Origin of the sequence: Burkholderia sp. KBS0801 (assembly GCF_005937855.2) — a bacterium.
Classification (GTDB): Bacteria; Pseudomonadota; Gammaproteobacteria; order Burkholderiales; family Burkholderiaceae; genus Burkholderia; species Burkholderia ambifaria.
Window position 1 is genome coordinate 832,515 of sequence record NZ_CP042177.1, and the last position, 24,201, is coordinate 856,715.

The following is a 24,201-nucleotide window of genomic DNA, read 5'->3' on the forward strand; positions in this document are numbered from 1 at the left end:
GAGCGCGCAGCGATGCGCGTTCCAGCCAAAAGAAAAGACCCGCAGCGATGCGGGTCTTCTTTTATGCGCGTCCGTGATTGCGGGCAACCGCAGCTTCGTCGTCTATTTCAACGGCAGATCGGATACCGCGTCGCGCAGTTGATCGGCGCGTCGATTGTTGAGTTCCGCGATGCATGCCAGGCGCCGCATTTCGAGTGCGTTGCCAATCGCGCCGCCGCCTAAGGATGACGCAAATGCGCATTGCGCGTCGCGGTATTCGGCAAATGCGGTATTCGAGGCGGACAGCCTGGCGCCGGTGATGCGAATGTACTTTGAATCCTCATCCCATCTGGCGATGGTTTTCCGCGCTTTTTCTTCGGCCTGCTCCAAGTTGGCCTTGCTATCGCGTTGCTTTCTTTGCAAGCACTCTTTCACGCCGGTGGCGTCATACGAGCATTCGGCGCGAAGTTGTCGCTCACTCGGCGTGCCGTCATTGGAGGCGGCGAAGGCTTGCGTCGATAAGCATGCCGTCGCCGCAAAGATGGCGAGTGCTAGCGTGCGCATGTTACGGCGTCCCCTTTGCGAAGCACGAGCAACACGTAGTCGAGCTTTGTTGTGTAATTCGGATCGCCGCCGCCGTTATAGCGCTGTGCGATCGATGTCCTCGTTGATGCCGTCCTGCCATTTCTCGAAGCCGGTCTTCGATGCTGCTTGAGTCACCATATCGGTTCCTGTCGGTCGAATTTTTCAAACCATTTAGCCGGGCATGCTGCTGGCCTTGGGTTTAATAAAACTAACAGGTTGAGGGGGGGCGATATATGGGACCGGTTCGAATTCCGGGTTCTTTTAGTCCGGCGTGATGATGGGAATTCCAGCGGATGGCACGATGCTGCCGTTGTCGGTGCATCGTTCGCATCCGAGGGGGTGCGCGCACGCGTCGGCGTGAAAAGCCCTAAAAGGAAGTCGCTTTCCAGCTTCGTCCGGTATACCGATGCCGATCGTCGGGGCAAAACGACGTGAGGAAGGGCGGGCAGCATAGACCCGCCCAGCGCTCTCAATGCCGGTGCGACGTTCTCGGCGCCGGATCGGCCTTCACGGCCGGCGGCGTGTCCGCATCGTCGTTGCTGCGGGCCCAGAAGAACCGGTCCGGCAGATACGCGCCCATGCCTGGCCGGAACGCGTCGCGCACGGCCTGGTACAGGTATTCCTGCGCTTCGCGCACCGCTTCGGGCGGCTCCTGGCCGTTCGCGAGCAGTGCCGCGATCGCCGCGCCGAGCGTGTCGGTGATGCCCATCAGCCGGTGCGGCGAACGATCCCACATGTCTTCGCGGAGCTGGCCTTCCTCGCCGTACAGCGTGTTGACGAGCCGGTGCGAGCCTGTTTCCGATGACAGGATGTACTCGCAGCCCTGCGACAGCAGGTGCGACACGGCCGCGTCGAGATTCGGCGCCTCGGCGTCGCCGTCCGGCTGCGCGAGTGCGAGCAGCGTCGCGTGGTCGGCGACCAGCAGCGTCGTCTGCGGCGCGAGCAGGTCGGCGATCGATTCGCGCAGGTCGTCGGCGGCGAGCACGTGCTCGTCGTCGAGCGTGAAGTCCGGTGCGAGCACCAGCGGCACGCCGTCGTAGTCGGCGACCACTTCAGCGATCGCGCTCACGACTTCCGCGCGCGTCGCCGCGCCGATCTTGAACGCGGCGATCGGCATGTCCTCGAGCAGCATGCGCGCCTGGGCGGCGACGACATCCGGATCAAGGCCGGTGACTTCGTCGCAGGCGGCCGAGTCGCGCACGGTATAGCCCGTCAGGACGGACACGCCGTGACAGCCCATGCTCGCCAGAGTCATCAGATCGGCTTGGATGCCGGAGCCGCCGGTGGGATCGGACAGGCCAAAGGTGAGGACGATCGGAGGGGCGTTGCTGGACATGTAAAAAAAGGGCAAGAAAAAAACGGGGAAGCGACGGAATTGCGGACGGCGAGGGAAGTGGGCGGTTTGGCCCGGTGTTGCCCCGGCAGGCCGCACTTTTTAGGCATTATGCGGCGGAAATCCGGCCCGCACGACGGATTTTTTAGCCCAACGCAACGTAGTCGCTGTACTCCAGCGCGATTGCTAGGCAGTCCGGCCCCGACACGGTACCATCATGGCTCCCGAATTTACCGACTTTTCCCCGACGCGGCTTAAGATGGAATACAAGAGCTGGATGTGCCTGATTTGTGGCTGGATTTATGACGAAGAAGCCGGACTGCCCGAAGAGGGCATCGCCCCGGGCACGCGCTGGGAAGACGTCCCCATCAACTGGACGTGCCCCGAATGCGGTGCCCGCAAGGAAGACTTCGAGATGGTCCAGATCTGATCGGACCCTCGGCCCACGGACACACCGCTCGCGGCCTCGCGGTTGCCCGGCGCTTGCGCGCCGCGGGCGGCGCGAGCGACTAGACGATGACAGGCGCGCGTGTCCATGACGTCCGATCCGGCGAACGTTCCCCTCCCTGACGCACTGCCCAACCCGCGTGGCGGGGCCGTGCACGCGGCCGAAGCGTGGCTCGCGGCGGCCGCCGACGCCTTCGAGCGTCGCGACGACGCGGCCGCGCCGCTGTCGGCCGCCGCCGCCGTGCTGGCGGAGGCCGGCTGGCTGCCGGCCGCCCGTTTCGCGGGGCAACTCGCCGCCGCGGCGCCGCTCGCCGCAGCCGAACCGACTTCCGCTGGCTGGCGTATCGCGCTGCGCGATTTCCGCGCGGCGGTCGGGCGCCACAATCTGCGCGAGCTGGCCTGCTCGCCGCTTCTGTTCGACCATTTCCGTGCGCTGCGTGCCCAAGGCGCGGCCGACCTGCACGCGAGCGTGCCGCTCGACGTGCTGGCCCTCGTCGGGCGCGCGATGCCGCCGGCGACGCTGCGGCCGATGTCCGGTGCGTTCGCGAGCCGGGCGCGGGCCCGCTACGAGCAGGCGCTGCTCGGCGTACTGCGCACTGCCAACGGATCGCCGAATGGCACGCCGAACGGATCGCCGGACGCCGCGCTCGACGAGCTCGATGCGATCGTGACCGCGCTGGCCGCCGACGGCCCGTATGACTTCTGGCGGCTCGCCGTAGCGTGCCTGCGCGCGCTGCGCGCCAGCAACGCGCCCGAACTGAAACGCTTCCTCGCACGGACCAACCTGCTGCTTGGCGAGCACGCGCAGGGCAGGCGCCATGCGCCGCCGGCGCTCGTGCGCGAGACGGTCGCGCTGCTATGGCGCGATTTCGCGCTGTTCGGCGCGGCTGCCGAGGACGTCGCGCTCGTCGACGTGCTGCACGACTATGGACTGACCGTGGACTGGCACGTCGCCGGCACGCCCGCGTCCGAGGCGCTGTGGGAAGCCGGCGCCGCGCAGGCCGAGCATGATGCGGTCGCGGTGGCGCCCACCCGCATGCTCGGGGTCGTGACCGTCAACGCGCATGCGTACGAGGATTTCCTGCAGACCGCCGATGCGTCGATGGCCGAACTCGCGCTCGATCCGGCCGCGGCCGATGCCGGGGCCGCGTGGCGCGCATCCGCGGCCGCCTATCGGGTCGGGACGGCCGCGTGCGCGCTCGGGCTCGGCCACGCGGCGCTGCTGGCCGATACGCTCGGACTGGCATGGCGCCGTGCCGCGCACGGCGTGCCGCTCGCCGGCGACGGGCTCGGTGCGCACCGCCGCGCGTCCGACCTGCTGCGCGGCGCGCTGCTGAAGATCGCCGCGGGGGTGGCGCCGCCGGACTTGACCGCGGCGTCCGGCGCGCTCGGCGAGGCGCTCGGCCGGACCTGATGCGCCACGCGGCGCGTACACGTCGGCAGCCCTTGTCGCGCGGGCCGGCAACACGCTGCCGACAGCGCCCGCGCGCGTGTTAGAGTGCCGTGTGATCCGCGTGCGTCGTTGCCAGCGTCGCGCGGCGTTGCTTGTTGATCGCGGCCCGGTCAGGTCGCGGCGTCTTTGCTAAAATTCAAACCATGTCAAAGCCTTCCGATCGCATCAATCTCACCAACCAGTTCCTGATTGCCATGCCCAACATGGCCGATCCGACGTTTTCAGGAACGGTGGTCTATCTTTGCGATCACAGCGAGCGCGGAGCGCTCGGCCTCGTCATCAATCGTCCCACCGACATCGACCTCGAATCGCTGTTCAACCGCATCGACCTGAAGCTCGACATCGAGCCGCTGCTGCACATTCCCGTGTACTTCGGCGGCCCGGTGCAGACCGAGCGCGGCTTCGTGCTGCACGAGCCGGTCGAGGGCGCGAACTACAACTCGTCCATGTCGGTCGAGGGCGGGCTCGAGATGACGACGTCAAAGGACGTGCTCGAGGCGGTCGCGACGGGCACCGGCCCGAAGCGTTTCCTGCTGACGCTCGGCCATGCAGGCTGGGGCGCCGGGCAGCTCGAGGAAGAAATTTCCCGCAACGGCTGGCTGACGGTCGCCGCCGATCCGCGCATCGTGTTCGACACGCCGGCCGAAGAGCGTTTCGAAGCCGCGCTCGGGCTGCTCGGCGTCAGCTCGTCGATGCTGTCCGGCGAAGCAGGGCACGCATGAGTGGCGCGAGTGCGCGCGATGCGACGCTGCTGGGGTTCGACTACGGCGAGAAGCGGATCGGGGTCGCAATCGGCAATGCGCTGACGCGCTCGGCCCGCGCGCTCGTCGTGATTCCCAACCTGAACCGCGAACACCGCTTCAAGGCGGTCGGCGACCTGCTGGCCGAATGGCGGCCCGACGCGCTCGTCGTCGGCCTGCCGATGCATCCGGACGGCACGCCGCACGAGATGACGCAGCAGGCGAAGCGCTTCGGCAACCAGCTGAACGGCCGCTTCGGGCTGCCCGTCACGTGGGTCGACGAACGCTATTCGTCGGTCGAGGCCGAGGCCGGGCTGCGCGAGCGCAACGTGCGCGGGCGCGCCCGCGCCGAGATGCTCGATGCCGAGGCCGCGCGCGTGATCCTTCAACAATATCTCGATCAATTGTCCGACCATGAGCACCATTGACGCCGACGCGCTCTACCGCGTCCTGCTCGAGCAGATTCGCGGCGCATACGGCACGGCCTTCGCCGAGCCGGGCGGCCCGCGGCTCGCCGGCATCTACAGCGGCGGCGCGTGGCTCGCCGAGCGCCTCGCGCGCGATCTCGGCGCGCCGGCGTTCGGCGTCGTGAACGTCGCGCTGCATCGTGACGACTACGCGAAGAAGGGGCTGCACAGCCAGGCCAGTCCGACGTCGCTGCCGTTCGAAGTCGGCGGCGCGCGCATCGTGCTCGTCGACGACGTGCTGTACACCGGCCGCACCGTGCGCGCCGCGCTCAACGAACTGTTCGACTACGGCCGTCCGGCCGCGGTCGAGCTCGCGGTGCTCGCCGATCGCGGCGGCCGCGAGCTGCCGGTCGCCGCGCGCTTCGCGGGCGGCACGCTCGACGTGCCGGCCGATGCGACGCTCGTGCTCGCGCGCGACGAAGCCGCCCAGCTCACGCTGCATATCGAGGCCCACAGCGAGGCGCACGGCGCCTGAGCGCACCGCGAAACCGTATCCCGGGCCGCCGGTTCGCGCCGCGGCCCGTTTGCATAGTTGGAATCACGCACACCATGACCACCGACACCACTGGCCGCACCGGCAATCCCGCCGCGGCCGCGAGCCCCGAGCGGTTCCGCTACGGTTTCCTGAAGGGCAACCCGCAGCTCACGAAAAACGGCGAGCTGAAACACCTGCTGTCGATCGAGGGCCTGCCGCGCTCGATCGTCAATCACATTCTCGATACGGCCGAGCAGTTCGTCAGCGTGACGGACCGCGAGGTGAAGAAGGTGCCGCTGCTGCGCGGCAAGTCGGTGTTCAACCTGTTCTTCGAGAATTCGACGCGCACGCGCACGACCTTCGAGATCGCCGCGACGCGCCTGTCGGCCGATGTCCTCAACCTGAACATCAACGCGTCGTCGACGAGCAAGGGCGAGTCGCTGCTCGACACGATCAACAACCTGTCGGCGATGCATGCCGACCTGTTCGTCGTGCGTCACGCATCGAGCGGCGCGCCGTACCTGATTGCCGAGCACTGCGCGCCGCACGTGCACGTGATCAACGCCGGCGACGGCCGCCATGCGCACCCGACGCAGGGCCTGCTCGACATGTACACGATCCGCCACTACAAGCGCGACTTCACGAAGCTGCGCGTGGCGATCGTTGGCGACATCCTGCATTCGCGCGTCGCGCGTTCCGACATCCACGCGCTCACCACGCTCGGCGTGCCGGAAGTGCGCGCGATCGGCCCGCGCACGCTGCTGCCGGGCGGTCTCGAGCAGATGGGCGTGAAGGTGTTCAACAACCTCGACGAAGGGCTGAAGGGCGTCGACGTGATCATCATGCTGCGCCTGCAGAACGAGCGGATGAGCGGCGCGCTGCTGCCGTCCGCGCAGGAGTACTTCAAGACCTGGGGCCTGACGCCCGAGCGCCTCGCGCTCGCCGCGCCCGACGCGATCGTGATGCACCCGGGGCCGATGAACCGCGGCGTCGAGATCGACTCGCAGGTCGCCGACGGTCCGCAGTCGGTGATCCTCAACCAGGTCACGTTCGGCATCGCCGTGCGGATGGCGGTGATGGGCATCGTCGCCGGCAACAGCGACTGAGCCCGCTTTCGCGCATCCTGATCCAGGCATTCAACGCAATCAACGCATTCACAGACAGCGCATGAAGATTCATATCCAAGGCGGCACGCTGATCGATCCAGTCGCCGGCACCGAGCGGCAGGCCGACGTATTCGTCGCGGACGGCAAGATCGCCGCGCTCGGCACCACGCCGGCCGGTTTCAACGCGGAGAAGACGATCGACGCGTCCGGCCTGATCGTCGCCCCCGGCCTCGTCGACCTGTGCGCGCGGCTGCGCGAGCCCGGCTACGAGCACAAGGCCACGCTCGCGTCCGAGATGGCCGCGGCCGTCGCGGGCGGCGTCACGACCCTCGTGTGCCCGCCGGACACCGACCCCGTGCTCGACGAGCCGGGCCTCGTCGAGATGCTCAAGTTCCGCGCGCGCAACCTGCACCAGGCCAACGTCCATCCGCTCGGCGCGCTCACCGTCGGCCTGAAGGGCGAGGTGATCACCGAGATGGTCGCGCTGACCGAATCGGGCTGCGTCGGCTTCACGCACGCGAACGTGCCGGTGCGCGACACGCAGGTGCTGCTGCGCGCGCTGCAGTACGCGAGCACCTACGGCTACACCACGTGGCTGCGTCCGCTCGACGCGTTCATCGGCCGTGGCGGCGTCGCCGCGAGCGGCGCGCTTGCGTCGCGGCTCGGGCTGTCCGGCGTGCCCGTCGCGGCCGAGACGATCGCGCTGCACACGATCTTCGAACTGATGCGCGTGACCGGCGCGCGCGTGCACCTCGCGCGCTTGTCGTCGGCGGCCGGCCTCGCGCTCGTGCGCGAGGCGAAGGCGGAGGGGCTGCCCGTGACGTGCGACGTCGGTGTGAATCACGTGCACCTGATCGACATCGACATCGGCTACTTCGATTCGCAGTTCCGGCTCGACCCGCCGCTGCGCGGCGAGCGCGACCGCGAAGCAATCCGCGCAGCCCTCGCCGACGGCACGATCGACGCGATCTGCTCCGATCACACGCCGGTCGACGACGACGAGAAGCTGCTGCCGTTCGCCGAAGCGACGCCCGGTGCGACGGGGCTCGAACTGCTGCTGTCGCTCACGGTGAAGTGGGCCGATGAAACGAACACGCCGCTCGCGCAGGCGCTGCGCCGCATCACGGCCGCGCCGGCCGACGTGCTGCAACTCCCGGCCGGCCGCGTGGCCGAAGGCGCCGCGGCCGACCTGTGCGTATTCGATCCGCGCGCGCACTGGCGCGTCGAGCCGCGTGCGCTGAAGAGCCAGGGGCACAACTCGCCGTTCCTCGGCTACGAACTGCCGGCCTGCGTGCGCGCGACGCTCGTGGCGGGGCAGGTCGCGTTCGAGCGCCACTGAACCACGCCGGATCCTCGCCATGACCGCCCTTCGCAAGCTGCGTCTCGTCTTTCACCTGCTGCGCGGCATGACGATCGTCGCGCTGCGCTTTTCGCATGTCACGCCCGCGCGTCGCGCCGAGATGACGCGCCGCTGGTCCATCAAGATGCTGCGCATCTGCGGGATGCGTCTCGTCGTCCACAACGACGGCGCGCGGCTCGACGCGAGCGCGCTCGTGGTCGGCAATCACGTGTCGTGGATCGACATCTATGCGATCAACGCGTGGCGGCCGACGCCGTTCGTGTCGAAGGCCGAGGTGCGGCAGTGGCCGGTCGTCGGCTGGCTCGCGGAGAAGCTCGATACCGTGTTCCTGCAGCGCGAGAAGCGTACCGAGGCGATGCGGATCATGCACGAGATGGCCGAGCGCCTGCGCAACGGCGGGCTGATGTGCGTGTTTCCGGAGGGCACCACGTCGGACGGGCAGGCGCTGCTGCCGTTCCATGCGAACCTGTTCCAGGCCGCGGTGTCGGCCGGCTGCGCGGTGCAGCCGGTCTGCCTGATGTACGAGGACGCGCAGGGGCGGCAGTCGGTCGCGCCGGCCTACACGGGCGAGCTGTCGCTCGGAAAGTCGCTCGACATGGTGTTGCGCGGCGGCCCGCTCGTCGCGCACCTGTACGTGTGCGAGCCGATCGCGCCGGGCGGCGACCGCCGCGCGACCTCCGCGGCGGCGCGCGACGCGATCGCGGCCGCGCTCGAGACGCTGCAGGCGAAGGTCGGCAAGCCGTCGCCCGAGTCGCTGGCGGAACTCGAGCGGCATGCGTATCCGGCAACCGAAGTCGGCGCGGGGGCGGCGGGTGAGGCAGCGGCCGAGGAGCCGGTGCCGGGACGCGAGGGGTGATGTTCTTTTGCCCGCGCGTGTCGCGTGCGGGCTATTCGCCGCCCTGTGTGCGGCACGCTTCGCATTGCACCTGCGTGACCGTGCGCTGTGCCGGGTCGGCAGTCAGCCGCACGGCCGATAGCTGGTTTCCCCACACGCATCCCGAATCGAGCGCGACGACGTTGTCGCGCAGCATCAGGCCGAGTGCCGCCCAGTGGCCGAACACGAGCGTCACGTCTTCGGTGCGGCGGCTCGGCGCGTCGAACCACGGCAGGTAACCGGGCGGCGCGCTGTCGGGGCCGCCGTTGGCCTTGAAGTCCATCGCGCCGTCGGGCGTGCAGAAGCGCAGGCGCGTGAACGCGTTGAACGCGACGCGCATCCGGTCGCGTTTCTTCAGGGACGGACTCCATCGGTTCGGCTCGTTGCCGTACAGGTTTTGTAGCGTTTCGCGCCAGTCCGGCGCGCGCAGCGCGCGCTGCAATTCGTCGGCGAGTTCGAGCGCGAGTGACGTGTCCCATTGCGGCAGCACGCCCGCGTGCACGAGCAGCATCCCGTGTTCGAAATGCGCGAATGGGCGGTGACGGACCCATTCGAGCAGCGCGTCGGCGTCGGGTGCGTCGAGGATTTCGCCGATGGTGTCGCCCGGGCGTTCGGTGCGGATGCCCGCGGAAACCGCGAGCAGGTGGAGGTCGTGGTTGCCGAGCACGACGGTCGCGCGCGGGCCGAGATCCACGAGGGCGCGCAGCGCGGCGAGGGACTCGGGGCCGCGGTTGACGACGTCACCGGCGATCCATAGCGGGGTGTCGGCGGGGGCTGAAAGCTTTTCCAGCAGCGAGTGGAAAGCGGAATGACAGCCTTGGATGTCGCCGATGGCGATGGGGGTGGGCGGCATGAGAGGTGGATATTGCAAGTCTTGACGCTGATTGGAAAATGGCGCGGGCGCCACAATACGCCCGGGCACAACTTTGTTCCATCTTAACAGGTTGATTTAAAACATAATTTCACTCGTGTCGGCGAGTATGGGGTCACTGTTTCAAGTTGTTAGCACCATGGATTTTGAAGCCACTTGCTTCCTATAATTGCCGCTTCCTCGACAAAATTAGCATTTCATGACTTTGACGGTCACGGTGAGAAGTTAGAATGCCCGCCTTGAGCGACGCGCACCTTGACGTTGTCGCTGTTCGAAATGGGGGCGGCTCGTGCTCGAGGCCTGCCGCGGACGACTAAAGGGAGCCTCATGATCCTGGTGACGGGTGGCGCGGGTTTTATCGGCGCAAATTTTGTACTCGACTGGCTGCGTCAATCCGACGAGGCCGTGCTCAATGTCGATAAGCTGACCTACGCTGGCAACCTTCGCACGCTGCAGTCGCTGGACGGGAGCCCGAAACACGTGTTCGTACGCGCCGACATCTGCGATCGCGCTGCGCTCGACGCGCTGTTCGCCGAATACCAGCCCCGCGCTGTCCTGCATTTCGCCGCTGAAAGCCATGTCGATCGCTCGATTCACGGGCCCGCGGAGTTTGTTCAGACCAATGTGGTGGGCACGTTCACGCTGCTCGAAGCCGCACGGACATACTGGAACGGCCTGAACGAAGCGGACAGGTCGGCCTTTCGTTTTCTGCACGTATCGACGGACGAAGTGTTCGGCTCGCTGTCGGCCGCCGATCCGCAGTTCTCGGAAACCACGCCGTACGCGCCCAACAGCCCGTATTCGGCGACCAAGGCGGGCTCCGATCATCTGGTGCGCGCCTATCATCATACGTACGGCTTGCCCACGCTCACCACGAACTGCTCGAACAACTACGGTCCGTACCAGTTTCCCGAGAAGCTCATTCCGCTGATGATTGCCAATGCGCTCGCCGGCAAGGCGCTGCCGGTCTACGGTGACGGGCAGAACGTGCGCGACTGGTTGTACGTCGGCGACCACTGCAGCGCGATTCGTGAAGTGCTCGCGCGCGGCGTGCCCGGCGAGACTTACAACGTCGGCGGGTGGAACGAGAAGAAGAACCTCGAGGTCGTGCATACGCTGTGCGATTTGCTGGATCAGGCACGCCCGAAGGCCGCGGGTTCGTACCGCGACCAGATCACCTATGTGACGGACCGTCCCGGCCATGATCGTCGTTATGCGATCGATGCGCGCAAGCTCGAGCGCGAGCTCGGCTGGAAGCCCGCGGAGACGTTCGAGACCGGTCTGGCGAAGACGGTCGCGTGGTATCTCGACAACCAGGTGTGGGTCGACGAAGTGGCCTCGGGTGAATACCGCAAGTGGGTTGAAACCAACTACGCAGCGCGCGCTTGAGGAGTTCATCGATGGCACGTAAGGGCATCATTCTCGCCGGCGGTTCCGGCACGCGTCTGTATCCGATCACGCATGCGGTCTCGAAGCAGCTGCTGCCGGTCTACGACAAGCCGATGATCTATTACCCGCTCTCGACGCTGATGGTCGCGGGCATTCGCGACGTCCTGATCATCTCGACGCCGCAGGACACGCCGCGCTTCGAAGCCATGCTCGGCGACGGCAGCCAGTGGGGAATGAATATCCAGTACGCCGTGCAGCCTTCGCCGGACGGCCTTGCGCAGGCATTCATCATCGGCAGGGAATTTGTTGGCCGGGATCCGTCGGCGCTGATCCTTGGCGACAACATCTTCTATGGTCACGACCTGGCGAAGCAGCTCGAGCGCGCGGACGCGCAGGATGCGGGCGCGACGGTGTTCGCCTATCACGTGCACGATCCGGAGCGTTACGGCGTCGTCGAATTCGACCAGGACTTCCGTGCGGTGTCGATCGAGGAAAAGCCGGTCAAACCGCGTTCGCACTACGCGGTCACGGGCCTGTACTTCTACGACAATCGCGTGTGCGATATCGCGGCGGACATCAAGCCGTCGCCGCGGGGTGAGCTGGAAATCACCGACGTCAATTCGCGCTATCTCGCTGCGGGCGCGCTGAATGTCGAGATCATGGGGCGCGGCTACGCATGGCTCGACACCGGCACGCATGATTCGCTGATCGAGGCTGCCACTTTCATTGCGACCCTTCAGAAGCGTCAGGGTCTCATGGTCGCTTGCCCCGAGGAGATCGCGTACCGCCGTAACTGGATCGATGCGGAACAGGTACAGAAGCTGGCCGAGCCATTGTCGAAGAACGCCTACGGGCAGTACCTCACGAGTCTTCTCACGAGTCAGGTCGCATGGCAATCCAAGTAACGGCAACGGCGCTGCCCGACGTCAAGCTCATCGAGCCGAAGGTATTCGGGGATGCGCGCGGGTATTTCTACGAAAGCTTCAACGGGCGGGAATTCGCCGAGCATATCGGGCCCGGCATCGAATTCGTGCAGGACAATCACTCGCGTTCGGCGAAGGGCGTGCTGCGCGGGTTGCACTATCAGGTTCAGCATGCGCAGGGGAAGCTCGTGCGGGTGGTGGAAGGCGAGGTATTCGACGTTGCCGTCGACATCCGGCGCAGTTCGCCGGACTTCGGCAAGTGGGTCGGCGTGACGCTGTCGGCGGACAATCATCGCCAGCTCTGGGTGCCGCCCGGCTTCGCGCACGGCTTCGTCGTGTTGTCGGAGGCCGCGCAGTTCCTGTACAAGACGACCGACTACTGGTATCCGGAGCACGAGCGCTGCATCGTGTGGGACGATCCCGAAATCGGGATCGAATGGCCGATCGATGCGGCACCGGTCTTGGCTCCGAAGGACGCGGCGGGCAAGCGTTTGAGCGAGGCGGAAGTCTATGCGTGAGGGTGGTGTGCATCCTGAACCGACGATCCTCGTGACTGGCGTGAACGGCCAGGTCGGGTTCGAATTGCTGCGGTCGCTCCAAGGGCTCGGGCGCGTGGTGCCGTGCGATCGGTCGACGCTGGATCTTTCGGATCTCGATCGAGTGCGCGCGTTCGTGCGGGACCTGAAGCCATCCCTCATCGTGAATCCGGCGGCTTATACGGCGGTGGACAAGGCCGAGAGCGAAGTCGATGCCGCACGGCGCCTGAATGCGGACGTGCCGCGAATCTTCGCCGAGGAGATGGCGCGCACCGGCGGCGCGCTGATTCATTATTCGACCGATTACGTGTTTGATGGCACGAAGGCGGGCGCGTATACGGAAACCGACGCGCCGAATCCCGTGAATGCTTACGGCGCGACCAAGCTTGAGGGTGAGCGGGCCATCGCTGCGACGGGATGCGCACACCTGATTCTGCGCACAAGTTGGGTGTATGGCCGGCGTGGGCGGAATTTCCTGTTGACGATGCTGAAGCTGGGGCGTGAACGTTCGGAATTACGCGTCGTCGCGGATCAGGTCGGCGCGCCGACCTGGGCGAAGACCATTGCCGCGGCAACGGCACATATCGTTGCGCAGAGTACGGCATCGGCCGATGCCGACTGGTTGAAGCAGCGCGCCGGCGTGTACCACTTCACGTCGGCAGGCGCGACGTCGTGGTGCGGTTTTGCCGAAGCGATCTTTGCGGCCGCCTTGGCGCCGCATGCCCCGAAAGTCGTGCCGATCGCTTCGGTCGACTACCCGACGCCGGCGAAGCGGCCTGCGAACTCGAAATTGGCGCTCGACAAGCTGACTGCGACATTCGGTGTGCGCATGCCTGACTGGCGCGATGCGCTGGAACTGTGTCTGTCGGAGTGACGCGCGCGAGCCCGGCACGGTATGGCCGAAGAGCAGGCAAACCCCCGGATGACGATGGTGATGGCCGATCATCGGGGGGGCATAGGCGAGATTTATGTGACCGTTCCGTAACGTCCGACTGGCGTGCGGCTGTCCGGTGAGCAGTCCTGGCTTTCCCGGGCGCCGTCCAGGGCAGCGGGCGTATTCGGCGAGTGAAGTCCGCCGGCTATAATTCTGTTCCGGTCAGATGTGGCATGACAGGCTGGCGACCACGCCAACTGGTTATTGATGTAAGTGGCGAAGACGTTGACTTCGCCAGCGAATATTAAATCTGGAGTGAATGTGATGTTGATCCCCGTCATCCTGTCCGGTGGTGCCGGTACGCGACTTTGGCCTGTTTCCCGCGAAGGGCATCCCAAGCCATTCATGAAGCTCGCTGATGGCGAGAGTTTGCTGCTGAAAACTTACCGCCGTGCAGCTGCAGTGGTCGGGGACGGCGAGGAGTCGCCGCACGGAGAATTGCTCACGGTCACGAACCGTGACTATTACTTCATGAGCAAGGACGAGTTCGTGAGCGCCGGGTTCGGCGAGCAGCGGCCCGGTGTATTCATGCTCGAACCGACTGGCCGCAACACCGCGCCTGCGGTGGCGATGGCGGCGCACCATGTCGCCGACAAGTACGGGCGCGACGCGCTGATGCTGGTGCTGGCAGCCGATCACCTTGTTCAAGACCAGAAAGGCTTCGTGGCTACCGTCGCGAGCGCGGTCGAATTGGCGAATCAGGGCCGGCTCGTCACGTTCGGCATCGTGCCGACGAGTCCGGATACCGGTTTCGGTTATATCGAGGCGGGCGAATCGGTCGGCGCGGGCCGGGCCGCGCTGCGCTTCGTCGAGAAGCCGGATGCAGCGAAGGCGGCCGAGTATCTGGCCGCGGGCAACTACCTGTGGAATTCGGGCATGTTCTGTTTCAAGGCGGGCGTCATTCTCGACGAGATGGCCCGTCATGCACCGGATGTCGCAGCGGCCGCCGAAGCGTGCTGGGTCGCGCTTCAGGAAGCCAACAAGACGTCGACGCAGATGCTCGAGATTCCCGCCGACGCGTTCGAGAAGATGCCCGACATTTCGATCGACTATGCAGTGATGGAGCGCTCGTCGAACGTGGCGGTCGTGCCCTCCAGCTTCGGCTGGAGCGACATCGGCTCGTGGGGGGCGGTGCGTGACCTGGTCGCGCCGGACGAGGACAGCAACCGGGCCATTGGCGATGCGATTTTCGTCGACAGCCGGAACATGTACGTGCAGACGCAGGACCGCGTGGTGGCGTCGGTCGGCGTGGCTGACCTGATGATCATCGACACGCCGGATGCACTGCTGGTTGCGCATCCCGATCGCGCACAGGATGTGAAGCAGGTCGTCGCCCGTTTGAAGAAGCGCAATCACGACGCCTACAAGTTGCATCGCACAGTGAGCCGCCCGTGGGGCACCTACACGGTGCTGGAAGAAGGGCCGCGCTTCAAGATCAAGCGCATCGAAGTAAAGCCGGGCGGCAGCCTGAGCCTGCAGATGCACCACCACCGCAGCGAGCACTGGATCGTCGTCAGCGGGATGGCCAAGGTCGTCAACGGCGATAACGAAATCTTCGTCCGGACCAACGAATCGACCTACATTCCTGCCGGCCACAAGCACCGCCTCGAGAACCCGGGCGTGCTGGACCTCGTGATGATCGAGGTACAGAGCGGCGAATATCTCGGAGAAGACGACATCGTTCGTTTCCAAGATGTATACGGGCGGGCTTGATGCTGGGGATGCTGAGAGCCCTTTGGGCGTATCGCGGCTTCATTCTGGGAAGCGTCAAGCGGGAGTTCCAGTCGAAGTACCGGAATTCCCTGCTTGGCGCGGCATGGACCGTCCTCAATCCGCTGGCGATGATCGTCGTCTACACGGTGATCTTCTCGCGTGTGATGCATACGAGGTTGCCCGGCGTCGACAACAGCTTCGCGTACAGCATTCACCTGTGCGCGGGCATGTTGCCGTGGGGGATGTTCGTGGAAGTCGTCAGTCGCGCGCAGAACTCGTTTATCGAAAACGCGAACCTGATCAAGAAGCTTAGTTTCCCGCGGCTGTGTCTGCCGGTGATTGTGGTCGCCAACTCGCTGGTCAACTTCGCGATCGTGTTCGGGTTGTTCGTTGCGTTCCTGCTGCTGACCGGCAACTTCCCGGGCGTCGCGTTCATCGCCGTCATTCCGTTGCTGACGCTGCTGACGCTGTTTGCGATCGGTCTTGGGATCACGCTCGGCGTGCTCAACGTGTTTTTCCGCGACGTCGGGCAATTCTTCAACATCGTGCTGAATTTCTGGTTCTGGCTGACGCCGATCGTCTATTCGATCGAAATCCTGCCCAAGCCGGTCCAGGCCGGCATGCAGTTCAATCCGATGGCGCCGCTGATCCAGGCGTTCCAGGTCGTGATGATGCAGGGCCAGTGGCCGGACTGGTCGCAACTCTGGTTCATAACGGCACTGGGCGTCGGCTGGTGCCTTCTCGGTTTCAGTCTGTTCCGCAGGCACGCGGGCGAAATGGTGGATGAACTCTGATGGGCACCATTACCGTTAGCAATCTGGGCAAGGCCTACAAGCAGTACCCGACACGCTGGTCGCGTCTGGTCGAATGGTTGGATCCGCGCCGCAAGCAGCATCACACGTTGCACTGGGTGCTGCGGGATGTGAACTTCACGGTGCGCGCCGGCGAGGCGCTGGGCATCATCGGCATCAACGGTGCGGGCAAGAGCACGTTGCTGAAGATGATCGTCGGGACCACGCAGCCGACCGTCGGCAGCGTGACGATGACCGGTCGTGTCGCTGCGCTGCTGGAACTCGGGATGGGGTTTCATCCGGATTTCACCGGTCGCCAGAACGTGATGATGGCCGGGCAACTCCTCGGCTATTCGGTTGATGAACTGCTGGCGCTGATGCCCGAAATCGAGGCATTCGCCGAAATCGGCGAATACATCGACCAGCCGGTACGCGTGTATTCGAGCGGCATGCAGGTGCGCCTCGCGTTCAGCGTCGCAACGGCCCGTCGGCCTGATGTGCTCATCGTCGACGAGGCATTGTCGGTCGGCGATGCATATTTCCAGCACAAGAGCTTCGATCGTATTCGCGAGTTTCGCACGCAAGGCACGACGCTTCTGATCGTCGCGCACGACAAGGCAGCGATCCAGGCCATCTGCGATCACGCAATCCTGCTGAATGCAGGGCGGCTGGAGATGGAAGGCGCGCCCGAGGCGGTCATGGATTACTACAACGCGATGCTGGCCGATCGCAAGGATCACGGAATCCGGCAGGAAACGCTGGCGAGCGGTGCTGTGCAGACCGTGTCCGGAACGGGCGAAGCCGTGATCGAATCGGTCGATCTGTTGGACGAGTCTGGGCAGCTCATCGAGGTCGCCGGTGTCGGCCAGCCGGTCGCGCTGCGCGTCAAGGTCCGCTGTGTCGAAGCGATCCCCGAGCTCGTGGTCGGATACATGATCAAGGATCGTCTTGGTCAGACAGTGTTCGGAACGAATACCTATCACCTGAAGCAGGTGCTGGTCGATCTCGATGCTGGCCAGTCGGTCGAGTTGCACTTCGAATTCACTGCGAACATCGGGGTGGGAAGTTACTCGGTCGCGGTGGCGCTGCACACGGGCGACGCCCATGTCGTGAACAACTATCAGTGGCGTGACCGCGCTTTGGTATTCAACGTCGTCAACAAGAAGATGGAAAATTTCGTCGGCGTGGCATGGCTACCGACGACCGTGAGGAGCTTGCCGTAGTGGACAGTTTTTATCGCGCGTTTGAAGATCAGCACCGCGGTTCGAGGGAACTGATCAAGGGCCGACTGGCGAAATACCTCCCGTTCATCACGCCGCTCGCCGCGCTTTACCCGGGCGGAAAAGTCTTCGACCTGGGGTGCGGTCGCGGTGAGTGGCTGGAACTCATGACTGAGGCGGGTTTCGCCCCGGTCGGGGTGGACCTCGATGCCGATATGCTGGAAGCATGCCGCGAACGCGGCCTGCCGGTATTTCAGGGTGATGCAATCGAATATCTGGCCTCGCTTGATTCGGACAGCCACGTGCTGATCTCGGCTTTTCACGTTGTCGAGCATGTGTCCTTCGAGCAGGTGCGCAGGATCGTCAGCGAAGCGTTGCGCGTATTGAAACCTGGCGGGCTTCTGATTCTCGAGACGCCGAACCCGGAAAATATCGTCGTTGCCGGCTGCAATTTCTATCTGGACCCGAGTCACAAGCAGCCGATTCCTCCCGAGTTACTCAGTTTCGTCGGCGAGTATGCCGGTTTTGCGCGCGTCAAGCGGCTTCGGCTGCAGGAAGCCCCTTCGTTACAGGACGAGGGCGCACGAATTCATCTGCTCGACGTGCTGGGTGGCGTCAGCCCTGACTACGCCATCGTTGCGCAGAAATCATGTAGTGCAGAAGAGGCCGCAGCATTCGACGAAGCATTCAATGCCGACTACGGTCTTGCGCTGGCAGATTTGGCAGCCAGATTCGAGCAAGGGGAAGCGCGCGAGCACGAGCGATCTGCAGATGAGATCCGAAAGACTCACGATGAAATTGGACAGGTCCGTAGCGAATTGCGACTGGTCGTCGATGAATTGAGGCATGCCCGCAGCGAACTGGGGCAAGTCCTCGACGAACTTGGACGAGTTCGGGGCGATCTAGGGCAAGTCCAGGATGCGATCGGGGCGGTCCATGGCGAGCACGGGCGTGTCCGCGACGAAGCGCAGCATACGGCCGAGAAATTGCAGGCGGTCTACGACAGCACGTCATGGCGTATTACTGCCCCGATGCGTAGCGTTGTAACACATGCCCGTGAAGCGAAAGGCGCTTGCAAATCCGGTATGCGTCGCGCGTTGTTTCGCGGCGTTGCATACGCCAATCGCAATCCGGAGCTAAGACGGCTGGCCGTCCGAGTATTGAATAGGATGCCCGGCGTTAAGCAGCGACTCGTCCGGATTATCGTCGGCGCGCCTGCTCAACCGTTGCAGAGGAAGCAGATAGATGATGATGGTTTGACGCCTCGTGCGCGCGAAGCGTTCATGGCATTGAAGTCTGCACTCACGGAAGAAAATGGGAATGCCGAATAATGCGAATCGTTGTTGACATGCAAGGGGCGCAGAGCCCGAACTCGCGCAATCGCGGCGTGGGAGTTTACACCGAGTCCATCGTTAAGGCGATGATTCGGAATCGCGGTGAACATGAAATCATCCTTGCGCTGAACGGAGCCTTCGAGGAATCCGCGCGGATTCTGCGTGAGCAGTTCGAAGCCATCCTGTCGCCGCGCGACATCTACGTCTGGCATGTGGCGGGGCCGGTTGCCTGTGCCGATAAAGCCAATCTGTGGCGTCGCCAGTCAGGTGAACTGACTTATGAGGCATTTCTGACGAGCCTGCGGCCGGATTTTATTTATATCGGGAATTACTTCGAAGGTTTTGGCGACGATTCGATTACCAGCATTCACGCGCTTCAGACGAATGTTCCGGTCGCGGTCACGTTGCATGACCTGATTCCGTACATCTACGCCAAGCCTTATCTGGATAATCCTCGTTTCAAGGATTGGTACTTGGCGAAAGTTGAGGATCTTCGATGTGCTGATCTTTGGCTGGCGAATTCCGAATCGTCGCGCTCGGACGGTATCAAGCATCTGGATCTCTCACCCCAGTGGTCGGTGAACGTGTCCGCCGATGTCGATGCGCGGTTTCGGCCGGAACAGATTGCTCCCGAGCGAGAATCGGCATTGCGGGACAAATACGGGCTGACGAAATCGTTCGTACTGTATACGGGCGGTATTGACCACCGCAAGAACATCGAGGGCCTGATTCGCGCGTTCGCGTTGTTACCGCTTGCGTTGCGGAAGTCGCACCAACTCGCGATCGTTTGTTCGATTCAGCCGGCCAGCCGTGACGCGCTGATGCGTGTGGCCCGGCAGGTCGGCCTAGACGCGGATGATGTCGTATGCACAGGATTCGTGCCGGACGAGGAACTGCTGGCGCTCTACAACCTGTGCCGGTTGTTTGTTTTTCCTTCGTGGTACGAGGGATTCGGTTTGCCGGTACTAGAGGCGATGCGTTGCGGCGCACCCGTTATCGGCGCGAATACGTCAGCCATTCCCGAAGTGATTGGATGGGGCGACGCGCTGTTCGATCCCACGTCCGATGAAGAGATCGCGCGCTATATGCAGCGTGGTTTGACGGACGAGGACTATCGTCAGGCACTGATCGAACGCGGTACGCGTCAGGCCGGGAAATTTTCGTGGGATCAAAGCGGGCGTTGCGCGCTCGACGCAATGGAGCGACGGCTTCAAGCGTGGCGGGACGAACGACGCGAGCCGGATATTCAGTCGCGACGTCCGCGGCTGGCGTATGTGTCGCCGTTGCCGCCGGCTCGCACGGGGATTGCTGACTACAGCGCGGAACTGCTCCCGGAACTGGCACGTTTTTACGATATTGACGTTATCGTCGACCCCAGTGAAGCGGGAAACATGCAGTCCGGGCAGTCCGAGCACGTTTCGGTGAAAACGCCGGCGTGGCTGCGCAAGCATGCGGATTCGTATGATCGGGTGCTCTATCATTTCGGGAACTCGTCGTTTCACCAGTACATGTTTCCATTGCTGGAAGCCGTACCGGGCGTGGTCGTGCTGCACGATTTCTTTCTGTCGGGGATCCTTGCGCACATGGCCATTCACGGGAATCGTCCCGACGGCTGGTCAAGGGCGCTGTACGACGCGCACGGGTATGTCGGCTTGAGGGCCCGCCATCAGAAGGAGGACATGGCGGATGTCGTCTGGGAGTTTCCATGCAGCCTGAGCGTTGTTCAGAAGAGCCTGGGCTTGATCGTTCACTCGGCAAATTCGTTGCAATTGGCCCGGGATTGGTATGGCGGCGATACGATGGATTGGGCCGTGATTCCCCTTATGCGCAAAGCCAACATCGAGTCGAGTCGAGCCGAGGCGCGTGAAGCGTTAGGGTTTGGCGGGAGCGACTACGTGGTTTGTGCGTTTGGGGCGCTAGGGCCTTCCAAACTGAATCATCGTTTGCTGCGTGCGTGGGGGCGTTCGTCCTTGGCGCGTGATCCGGCATGTCATTTGATCTTTGTCGGAGAAAATCAGCCCACTCAGTATGGTGAAGAATTCGTTCGTAGCATTCGGCAAATGGGAGCGGGTGCCAGAGTCCGCATTACGGGTTGGGTCGATGCGTCAACTTTTCGTCGTTATCTGGCTGCAGCCGATGTTGGCGTGCAGTTGAGGACTCTTTCCAGAGGCGAGACTTCAGCAGCAGTCCTGGACTGCATGAATTACGGCACGGCGACGATCGTTAACGCAAACGGAAGCATGGCCGACCTGGACCGCGAGGCGGTGTGGATGCTGCCGGACGAGTTCTCCGACGACCAACTGGTCGAGGCATTGGAGACGTTGCGTTCGGACACTGCGCGCCGGCAGCGGATGGGTGTACGTGCACGGGATATTATCGTGGCCGATCATGCCCCGGACGTCTGTGCCGAGCAGTATCGCAATGCGATCGAACGGTTCTATCTTCGGGCCGAAGCGAATCCTCTCATGTTGTCACGTGCAGTCGCGCGGCGGGCGGGCCAGGCGAGTGACGACCAGTTGCGCGCGTGGGCGCTGACTACCGCGAGGAATTTTGTGCCACGCAACAACAAGCGGCAGTTGCTGGTTGATATTTCCGAACTCGTCCGGGTAGATGCTAGAAGTGGCATCCAGCGTGTGGTACGCAATCTGCTGAAGGAATGGCTGGACTCACCGCCTGATGGCTTCCGGGTCGAACCGGTTTATGCGACGACAACGAATTCATATCGCTATGCGCGTGATTTCACGATGCGGATGATGGGGTTCGAGGACGGTTGGCTGCAGGACGAGCCGATCGATTATGCGCCCGGAGACGTATTCGTCGGCCTTGATCTGCAGCCCCAGGTCGTTCCTGCGCAGCGGGCGTTTTACCGGAGTCTGCAATTGCAGGGTGTCCAGGTCAAGTTTGTCGTCTACGATCTGTTGTGCGTACTACTTCCACAATACTTCATCCCCGGTGCCGCGGACGGGTTTGCGGGCTGGCTCGATGTCGTGGCGGAAAGTGACGGTGCATTGTGCATTTCAAAGGCGGTGGCGACGGATCTGTCGACGTGGCTCGATGCGCACGCCCCGCAGCGGTTGCAGTCGTTTGAAATCGACTGGTTCCATCTAGGCGCGGATATCGAGAATTTCGTGAATTCGTCGGAGATCCCGCACGACGGCCATAAAGTCCTCCAACACCTGCGTGGTGTCCCGACGTTTCTGATGGTCGGCACCATTGAGCCGCGCAAAGGCCATGTCCAGGTCCTGGATGCATTCGAGCGGCTGTGGCGCGAGAATCAGGACGTCAACCTAGTGATCGTGGGGCGGCAGGGGTGGATGGTCGAGGATCTGATCTCAAGGTTGCGGGCACACGCGGAGCAGGGACGCCATCTGTTTTGGCTGGAAGGCGTCTCGGACGGCTATCTGGAAAAAATCTACGATGCGAGTTCGTGCCTGATTGCGGCATCCTATGGTGAAGGCTTTGGTTTGCCGCTGATTGAAGCAGCGCAGCACGGACTGGCGATTATCGCCCGCGATCTGCCGGTGTTTCGTGAAGTAGCCGGCGAGTATGCGTTTTACTTTTCCGCGCGGGACGGAAGCGATTTGGCGACAGAGATCAAGGCATGGCTCGAGCTTCGAGCAGTGCAGCAGGCGCCGTCGTCTCGCGGCATGCCTTTCCTGACTTGGGCGCAGAGTGCCCAACATTTGGCAAAAATTCTCACGCGCAAAGAAGCGTGTTCCTAAAGCAGGTCTATTATGTCTAAGAAAATTTCCATCATCACCGGCATCACCGGACAAGACGGCGCCTATCTTGCGGAGCTGCTGCTCGACAAGGGCTATACGGTCTATGGCACCTACCGTCGCACCAGCTCGGTAAATTTCTGGCGTATCGAAGAGCTGGGTATCGCCAAGCATCCGAACCTGCATCTGGTCGAGTACGACCTGACCGATCTGTCGGCCAGCATCCGTCTGCTGCAGACGACCGGCGCGACGGAAGTCTACAACCTGGCGGCGCAGAGCTTTGTCGGCGTGTCCTTCGACCAGCCGGTCACGACCGCGGAGATCACGGGCATTGGTCCGCTGAACCTGCTCGAGGCGATCCGCATCGTCAACCCGAAGATCCGTTTCTACCAGGCAAGCACGTCCGAAATGTTCGGCAAGGTGCAGGCGATTCCGCAAATCGAATCGACGCCGTTTTATCCGCGCAGCCCGTATGGCGTGGCGAAGTTGTATGCGCACTGGATCACGGTGAACTACCGCGAGAGCTACGATATCTTCGGCTGCAGCGGGATCCTGTTCAATCACGAATCGCCGCTGCGCGGCCGCGAATTCGTCACGCGCAAGATCACCGACTCCGTCGCGAAGATCAAGCTCGGCCAGCTCGACGTGCTCGAGCTGGGCAACATGGATGCGAAGCGCGACTGGGGCTTTGCGAAGGAATATGTCGAAGGCATGTGGCGCATGCTGCAGGCCGATGAGCCGGATACCTATGTGCTGGCCACGAACCGTACCGAAACGGTGCGTGACTTCGTCCGTATGGCGTTCAAGGCGACCGGCGTCGATCTCGAGTTCAAGGGCAGCGACGCGAACGAGATCGCTGTCGACGTCGCAACCGGCAAGACGGTGGTCCGCGTGAATCCGAAGTTCCATCGTCCGGCCGAGGTCGACCTGCTGATCGGTAATCCGGAGAAGGCGAAGCAGAAGCTGGGCTGGGAGCCGAAGACGACGCTCGAGCAGTTGTGCGCCATGATGGTTGAAGCGGATCTGCGACGCAATGAGCGCGGCTTTTCGTTCTGACGCGCCGCGCGCGCTCGTCACAGGGCTCGGCGGATTTACCGGCGACTATCTGGCCCAGTCGCTGAGGGCTGCCGGCTATCGCGTGTTCGGCACGGCGCACGATGCCGAGGCGACCGGCGTCGACACGTATCGGGTGGATTTGTGCGACCGTGCGGAGCTGGCGAAAGTCGTTGCTGACGTGCAGCCGGACGTGGTCGCACATCTCGCCGCGATCGCGTTCGTTGCGCATGGCGACGCCGACGCAATCTATCGCACGAACGTGGTCGGCACGCGTAACCTGCTGGAGGCGCTGGCGACGCACGGGAAGCGGCCGAATGCGGTTCTGCTCGCGAGCAGCGCCAACATCTATGGCAATGCGGCGGTCGAGATAATCGACGAATCGGTCGAACCGAATCCGGCTAACGATTACGCGGTCAGCAAGCTGGCGATGGAATACATGGCGCGCCTGTGGCATGACAAGCTGCCGATCATCGTCGCACGCCCGTTCAACTACACGGGCGTTGGCCAATCATCGCAGTTCCTGCTCCCGAAGATCGTCGGCCATTTCCAGCGCGGGGAGCGCGTGATCGAGCTTGGAAATATCGATGTCGAGCGCGATTTTTCGGACGTGCGCCGTGTGGTGGATGCGTATCGGCGCCTGCTGCAGCTCGCGCCCGCCGGCGGCGTGTTTAACGTCTGCTCCGGTCGGGCGGTGTCGCTGAAGTCGGTGATCGCGACGATGGAGCAGATCGCTGGCTATTCGATCGAGGTCCGTGTCAATCCGGCCTTCGTGCGTGCGAACGAAGTGCGCCGATTGCAGGGCGATGGCTCGCGCCTGCAGGCCGCTGTCGGGCCGCTCGAGGATATTCCGCTGGAAACCACGTTGCGCTGGATGTTTGACGGGGGGCGTGCGTGAA

22 protein-coding genes are annotated in these 24,201 nt (G+C 63.6%); 19 read left to right on the forward strand and 3 right to left on the reverse strand.

Annotation, left to right across the window (positions count from 1 at the left end):
- Positions 1–102 precede the first annotated feature (102 nt).
- Both FFI87_RS04045 and FFI87_RS04055 read right to left on the reverse strand, forming a co-directional pair.
- The gene (locus FFI87_RS04045; RefSeq protein WP_138848169.1) at positions 103–543 is read right to left on the reverse strand and encodes a lysozyme inhibitor LprI family protein; all 441 of its coding nucleotides are present in this window, start codon (positions 541–543) and stop codon (positions 103–105) included.
- Positions 544–1,033: 490 nt separating this feature from the next.
- Positions 1,034–1,900, reverse strand: a complete 867-nt coding sequence (locus tag FFI87_RS04055; protein WP_012363217.1) for a hydroxymethylpyrimidine/phosphomethylpyrimidine kinase — start codon at positions 1,898–1,900, stop codon at positions 1,034–1,036.
- A gap of 256 nt (positions 1,901–2,156) precedes the next feature.
- Here FFI87_RS04055 and FFI87_RS04060 point away from each other — a divergent pair, with 256 nt between their 5' ends.
- The 8 genes from FFI87_RS04060 to FFI87_RS04095 all read left to right on the forward strand — a co-directional run bounded on the left by FFI87_RS04060 (position 2,157) and on the right by FFI87_RS04095 (position 8,801).
- Positions 2,157–2,327 carry a rubredoxin gene (locus FFI87_RS04060; protein WP_004186709.1) on the forward strand — a complete coding sequence of 57 codons (171 nt, stop codon included), beginning with the start codon at positions 2,157–2,159 and terminating at the stop codon, positions 2,325–2,327.
- A gap of 105 nt (positions 2,328–2,432) precedes the next feature.
- Positions 2,433–3,758 carry a hypothetical protein gene (locus FFI87_RS04065; protein WP_138848168.1) on the forward strand — a complete coding sequence of 442 codons (1,326 nt, stop codon included), beginning with the start codon at positions 2,433–2,435 and terminating at the stop codon, positions 3,756–3,758.
- 182 nt (positions 3,759–3,940) lie between these two features.
- A complete protein-coding gene (locus tag FFI87_RS04070; RefSeq protein ID WP_006751106.1) occupies positions 3,941–4,519 on the forward strand; it encodes a YqgE/AlgH family protein in 579 nt (192 codons plus the stop codon).
- Positions 4,516–4,965, forward strand: a complete 450-nt coding sequence (gene ruvX, locus FFI87_RS04075; RefSeq protein ID WP_011656118.1) for a Holliday junction resolvase RuvX — start codon at positions 4,516–4,518, stop codon at positions 4,963–4,965. The genes FFI87_RS04070 and ruvX overlap by 4 nt, the downstream gene beginning before the upstream one ends.
- Positions 4,952–5,479, forward strand: a complete 528-nt coding sequence (pyrR, locus tag FFI87_RS04080; protein WP_138848167.1) for a bifunctional pyr operon transcriptional regulator/uracil phosphoribosyltransferase PyrR — start codon at positions 4,952–4,954, stop codon at positions 5,477–5,479. The genes ruvX and pyrR overlap by 14 nt, the downstream gene beginning before the upstream one ends.
- A gap of 74 nt (positions 5,480–5,553) precedes the next feature.
- Entirely contained in the window at positions 5,554–6,585 is a 1,032-nt protein-coding gene (locus tag FFI87_RS04085; protein ID WP_006751103.1) for an aspartate carbamoyltransferase catalytic subunit, read from the forward strand.
- A gap of 61 nt (positions 6,586–6,646) precedes the next feature.
- Positions 6,647–7,924, forward strand: coding sequence for a dihydroorotase (locus tag FFI87_RS04090; protein ID WP_012363220.1), 1,278 nt, complete (start codon positions 6,647–6,649; stop codon positions 7,922–7,924).
- 19 nt (positions 7,925–7,943) lie between these two features.
- Positions 7,944–8,801: a lysophospholipid acyltransferase family protein gene (locus FFI87_RS04095; protein ID WP_138848166.1), complete on the forward strand. Its 858-nt coding sequence runs from the start codon at positions 7,944–7,946 to the stop codon at positions 8,799–8,801.
- A 31-nt stretch (positions 8,802–8,832) separates the two neighbouring features.
- On the opposite strand, the gene FFI87_RS04100 is transcribed toward FFI87_RS04095, so the two are convergent.
- Positions 8,833–9,672 carry a symmetrical bis(5'-nucleosyl)-tetraphosphatase gene (locus FFI87_RS04100; protein WP_138848165.1) on the reverse strand — a complete coding sequence of 280 codons (840 nt, stop codon included), beginning with the start codon at positions 9,670–9,672 and terminating at the stop codon, positions 8,833–8,835.
- 345 nt (positions 9,673–10,017) lie between these two features.
- Here FFI87_RS04100 and rfbB point away from each other — a divergent pair, with 345 nt between their 5' ends.
- The 11 genes from rfbB (at position 10,018) to FFI87_RS04155 (ending at position 24,200) form a co-directional block, all read left to right on the forward strand.
- A complete protein-coding gene (gene rfbB / locus FFI87_RS04105; protein WP_012363223.1) occupies positions 10,018–11,079 on the forward strand; it encodes a dTDP-glucose 4,6-dehydratase in 1,062 nt (353 codons plus the stop codon).
- 11 nt (positions 11,080–11,090) lie between these two features.
- Entirely contained in the window at positions 11,091–11,984 is an 894-nt protein-coding gene (gene rfbA / locus FFI87_RS04110; RefSeq protein ID WP_138848164.1) for a glucose-1-phosphate thymidylyltransferase RfbA, read from the forward strand.
- Complete coding sequence (gene rfbC, locus FFI87_RS04115; protein ID WP_138848163.1) at positions 11,969–12,520, forward strand: dTDP-4-dehydrorhamnose 3,5-epimerase; 552 nt, start codon at positions 11,969–11,971, stop codon at positions 12,518–12,520. The genes rfbA and rfbC overlap by 16 nt, the downstream gene beginning before the upstream one ends.
- The gene (gene rfbD / locus FFI87_RS04120) at positions 12,513–13,412 is read left to right on the forward strand and encodes a dTDP-4-dehydrorhamnose reductase (RefSeq protein ID WP_012363225.1); all 900 of its coding nucleotides are present in this window, start codon (positions 12,513–12,515) and stop codon (positions 13,410–13,412) included. The genes rfbC and rfbD overlap by 8 nt, the downstream gene beginning before the upstream one ends.
- Before the next feature lie 324 nt (positions 13,413–13,736).
- A complete protein-coding gene (locus FFI87_RS04125; RefSeq protein WP_012363226.1) occupies positions 13,737–15,185 on the forward strand; it encodes a mannose-1-phosphate guanylyltransferase/mannose-6-phosphate isomerase in 1,449 nt (482 codons plus the stop codon).
- Positions 15,185–15,979: an ABC transporter permease gene (locus tag FFI87_RS04130; RefSeq protein WP_012363227.1), complete on the forward strand. Its 795-nt coding sequence runs from the start codon at positions 15,185–15,187 to the stop codon at positions 15,977–15,979. The genes FFI87_RS04125 and FFI87_RS04130 overlap by 1 nt, the downstream gene beginning before the upstream one ends.
- Positions 15,979–17,199 (forward strand): ABC transporter ATP-binding protein, encoded by a 1,221-nt coding sequence (locus tag FFI87_RS04135; RefSeq protein ID WP_012363228.1) that lies wholly within the window; start codon positions 15,979–15,981, stop codon positions 17,197–17,199. The genes FFI87_RS04130 and FFI87_RS04135 overlap by 1 nt, the downstream gene beginning before the upstream one ends.
- A complete protein-coding gene (locus tag FFI87_RS04140; protein ID WP_261378537.1) occupies positions 17,166–18,527 on the forward strand; it encodes a class I SAM-dependent methyltransferase in 1,362 nt (453 codons plus the stop codon). Before FFI87_RS04135 ends, FFI87_RS04140 begins: the two co-directional genes overlap by 34 nt.
- Complete coding sequence (locus FFI87_RS04145; protein WP_012363230.1) at positions 18,527–22,252, forward strand: glycosyltransferase; 3,726 nt, start codon at positions 18,527–18,529, stop codon at positions 22,250–22,252. The genes FFI87_RS04140 and FFI87_RS04145 overlap by 1 nt, the downstream gene beginning before the upstream one ends.
- Positions 22,253–22,264: 12 nt before the next feature.
- Positions 22,265–23,305, forward strand: coding sequence for a GDP-mannose 4,6-dehydratase (gene gmd, locus FFI87_RS04150; RefSeq protein ID WP_138848162.1), 1,041 nt, complete (start codon positions 22,265–22,267; stop codon positions 23,303–23,305).
- A complete protein-coding gene (locus FFI87_RS04155; protein WP_138848161.1) occupies positions 23,283–24,200 on the forward strand; it encodes an NAD-dependent epimerase/dehydratase family protein in 918 nt (305 codons plus the stop codon). The genes gmd and FFI87_RS04155 overlap by 23 nt, the downstream gene beginning before the upstream one ends.
- Position 24,201: the final 1 nt, after the last annotated feature.

What these genes read in the sequence shown, in the direction of transcription:
- FFI87_RS04055 (WP_012363217.1), bottom strand. Translation starts at nt 1,900, where the DNA reads ATGTCCAGCAACGCCCCTCCGATCGTCCTCACCTTTGGCCTGTCCGAT.
- FFI87_RS04060 (WP_004186709.1), top strand. Translation starts at nt 2,157, where the DNA reads ATGGAATACAAGAGCTGGATGTGCCTGATTTGTGGCTGGATTTATGAC.
- FFI87_RS04125 (WP_012363226.1), top strand. Translation starts at nt 13,737, where the DNA reads ATGTTGATCCCCGTCATCCTGTCCGGTGGTGCCGGTACGCGACTTTGG.
- FFI87_RS04130 (WP_012363227.1), top strand. Translation starts at nt 15,185, where the DNA reads ATGCTGGGGATGCTGAGAGCCCTTTGGGCGTATCGCGGCTTCATTCTG.
- rfbA (WP_138848164.1), top strand. Translation starts at nt 11,091, where the DNA reads ATGGCACGTAAGGGCATCATTCTCGCCGGCGGTTCCGGCACGCGTCTG.
- FFI87_RS04095 (WP_138848166.1), top strand. Translation starts at nt 7,944, where the DNA reads ATGACCGCCCTTCGCAAGCTGCGTCTCGTCTTTCACCTGCTGCGCGGC.
- FFI87_RS04140 (WP_261378537.1), top strand. Translation starts at nt 17,166, where the DNA reads ATGGCTACCGACGACCGTGAGGAGCTTGCCGTAGTGGACAGTTTTTAT.
- FFI87_RS04090 (WP_012363220.1), top strand. Translation starts at nt 6,647, where the DNA reads ATGAAGATTCATATCCAAGGCGGCACGCTGATCGATCCAGTCGCCGGC.
- FFI87_RS04155 (WP_138848161.1), top strand. Translation starts at nt 23,283, where the DNA reads ATGAGCGCGGCTTTTCGTTCTGACGCGCCGCGCGCGCTCGTCACAGGG.
- FFI87_RS04045 (WP_138848169.1), bottom strand. Translation starts at nt 543, where the DNA reads ATGCGCACGCTAGCACTCGCCATCTTTGCGGCGACGGCATGCTTATCG.
- FFI87_RS04135 (WP_012363228.1), top strand. Translation starts at nt 15,979, where the DNA reads ATGGGCACCATTACCGTTAGCAATCTGGGCAAGGCCTACAAGCAGTAC.
- FFI87_RS04085 (WP_006751103.1), top strand. Translation starts at nt 5,554, where the DNA reads ATGACCACCGACACCACTGGCCGCACCGGCAATCCCGCCGCGGCCGCG.
- FFI87_RS04145 (WP_012363230.1), top strand. Translation starts at nt 18,527, where the DNA reads ATGCGAATCGTTGTTGACATGCAAGGGGCGCAGAGCCCGAACTCGCGC.
- ruvX (WP_011656118.1), top strand. Translation starts at nt 4,516, where the DNA reads ATGAGTGGCGCGAGTGCGCGCGATGCGACGCTGCTGGGGTTCGACTAC.
- FFI87_RS04100 (WP_138848165.1), bottom strand. Translation starts at nt 9,672, where the DNA reads ATGCCGCCCACCCCCATCGCCATCGGCGACATCCAAGGCTGTCATTCC.
- rfbC (WP_138848163.1), top strand. Translation starts at nt 11,969, where the DNA reads ATGGCAATCCAAGTAACGGCAACGGCGCTGCCCGACGTCAAGCTCATC.
- rfbB (WP_012363223.1), top strand. Translation starts at nt 10,018, where the DNA reads ATGATCCTGGTGACGGGTGGCGCGGGTTTTATCGGCGCAAATTTTGTA.
- rfbD (WP_012363225.1), top strand. Translation starts at nt 12,513, where the DNA reads ATGCGTGAGGGTGGTGTGCATCCTGAACCGACGATCCTCGTGACTGGC.
- gmd (WP_138848162.1), top strand. Translation starts at nt 22,265, where the DNA reads ATGTCTAAGAAAATTTCCATCATCACCGGCATCACCGGACAAGACGGC.
- pyrR (WP_138848167.1), top strand. Translation starts at nt 4,952, where the DNA reads ATGAGCACCATTGACGCCGACGCGCTCTACCGCGTCCTGCTCGAGCAG.
- FFI87_RS04070 (WP_006751106.1), top strand. Translation starts at nt 3,941, where the DNA reads ATGTCAAAGCCTTCCGATCGCATCAATCTCACCAACCAGTTCCTGATT.
- FFI87_RS04065 (WP_138848168.1), top strand. Translation starts at nt 2,433, where the DNA reads ATGACGTCCGATCCGGCGAACGTTCCCCTCCCTGACGCACTGCCCAAC.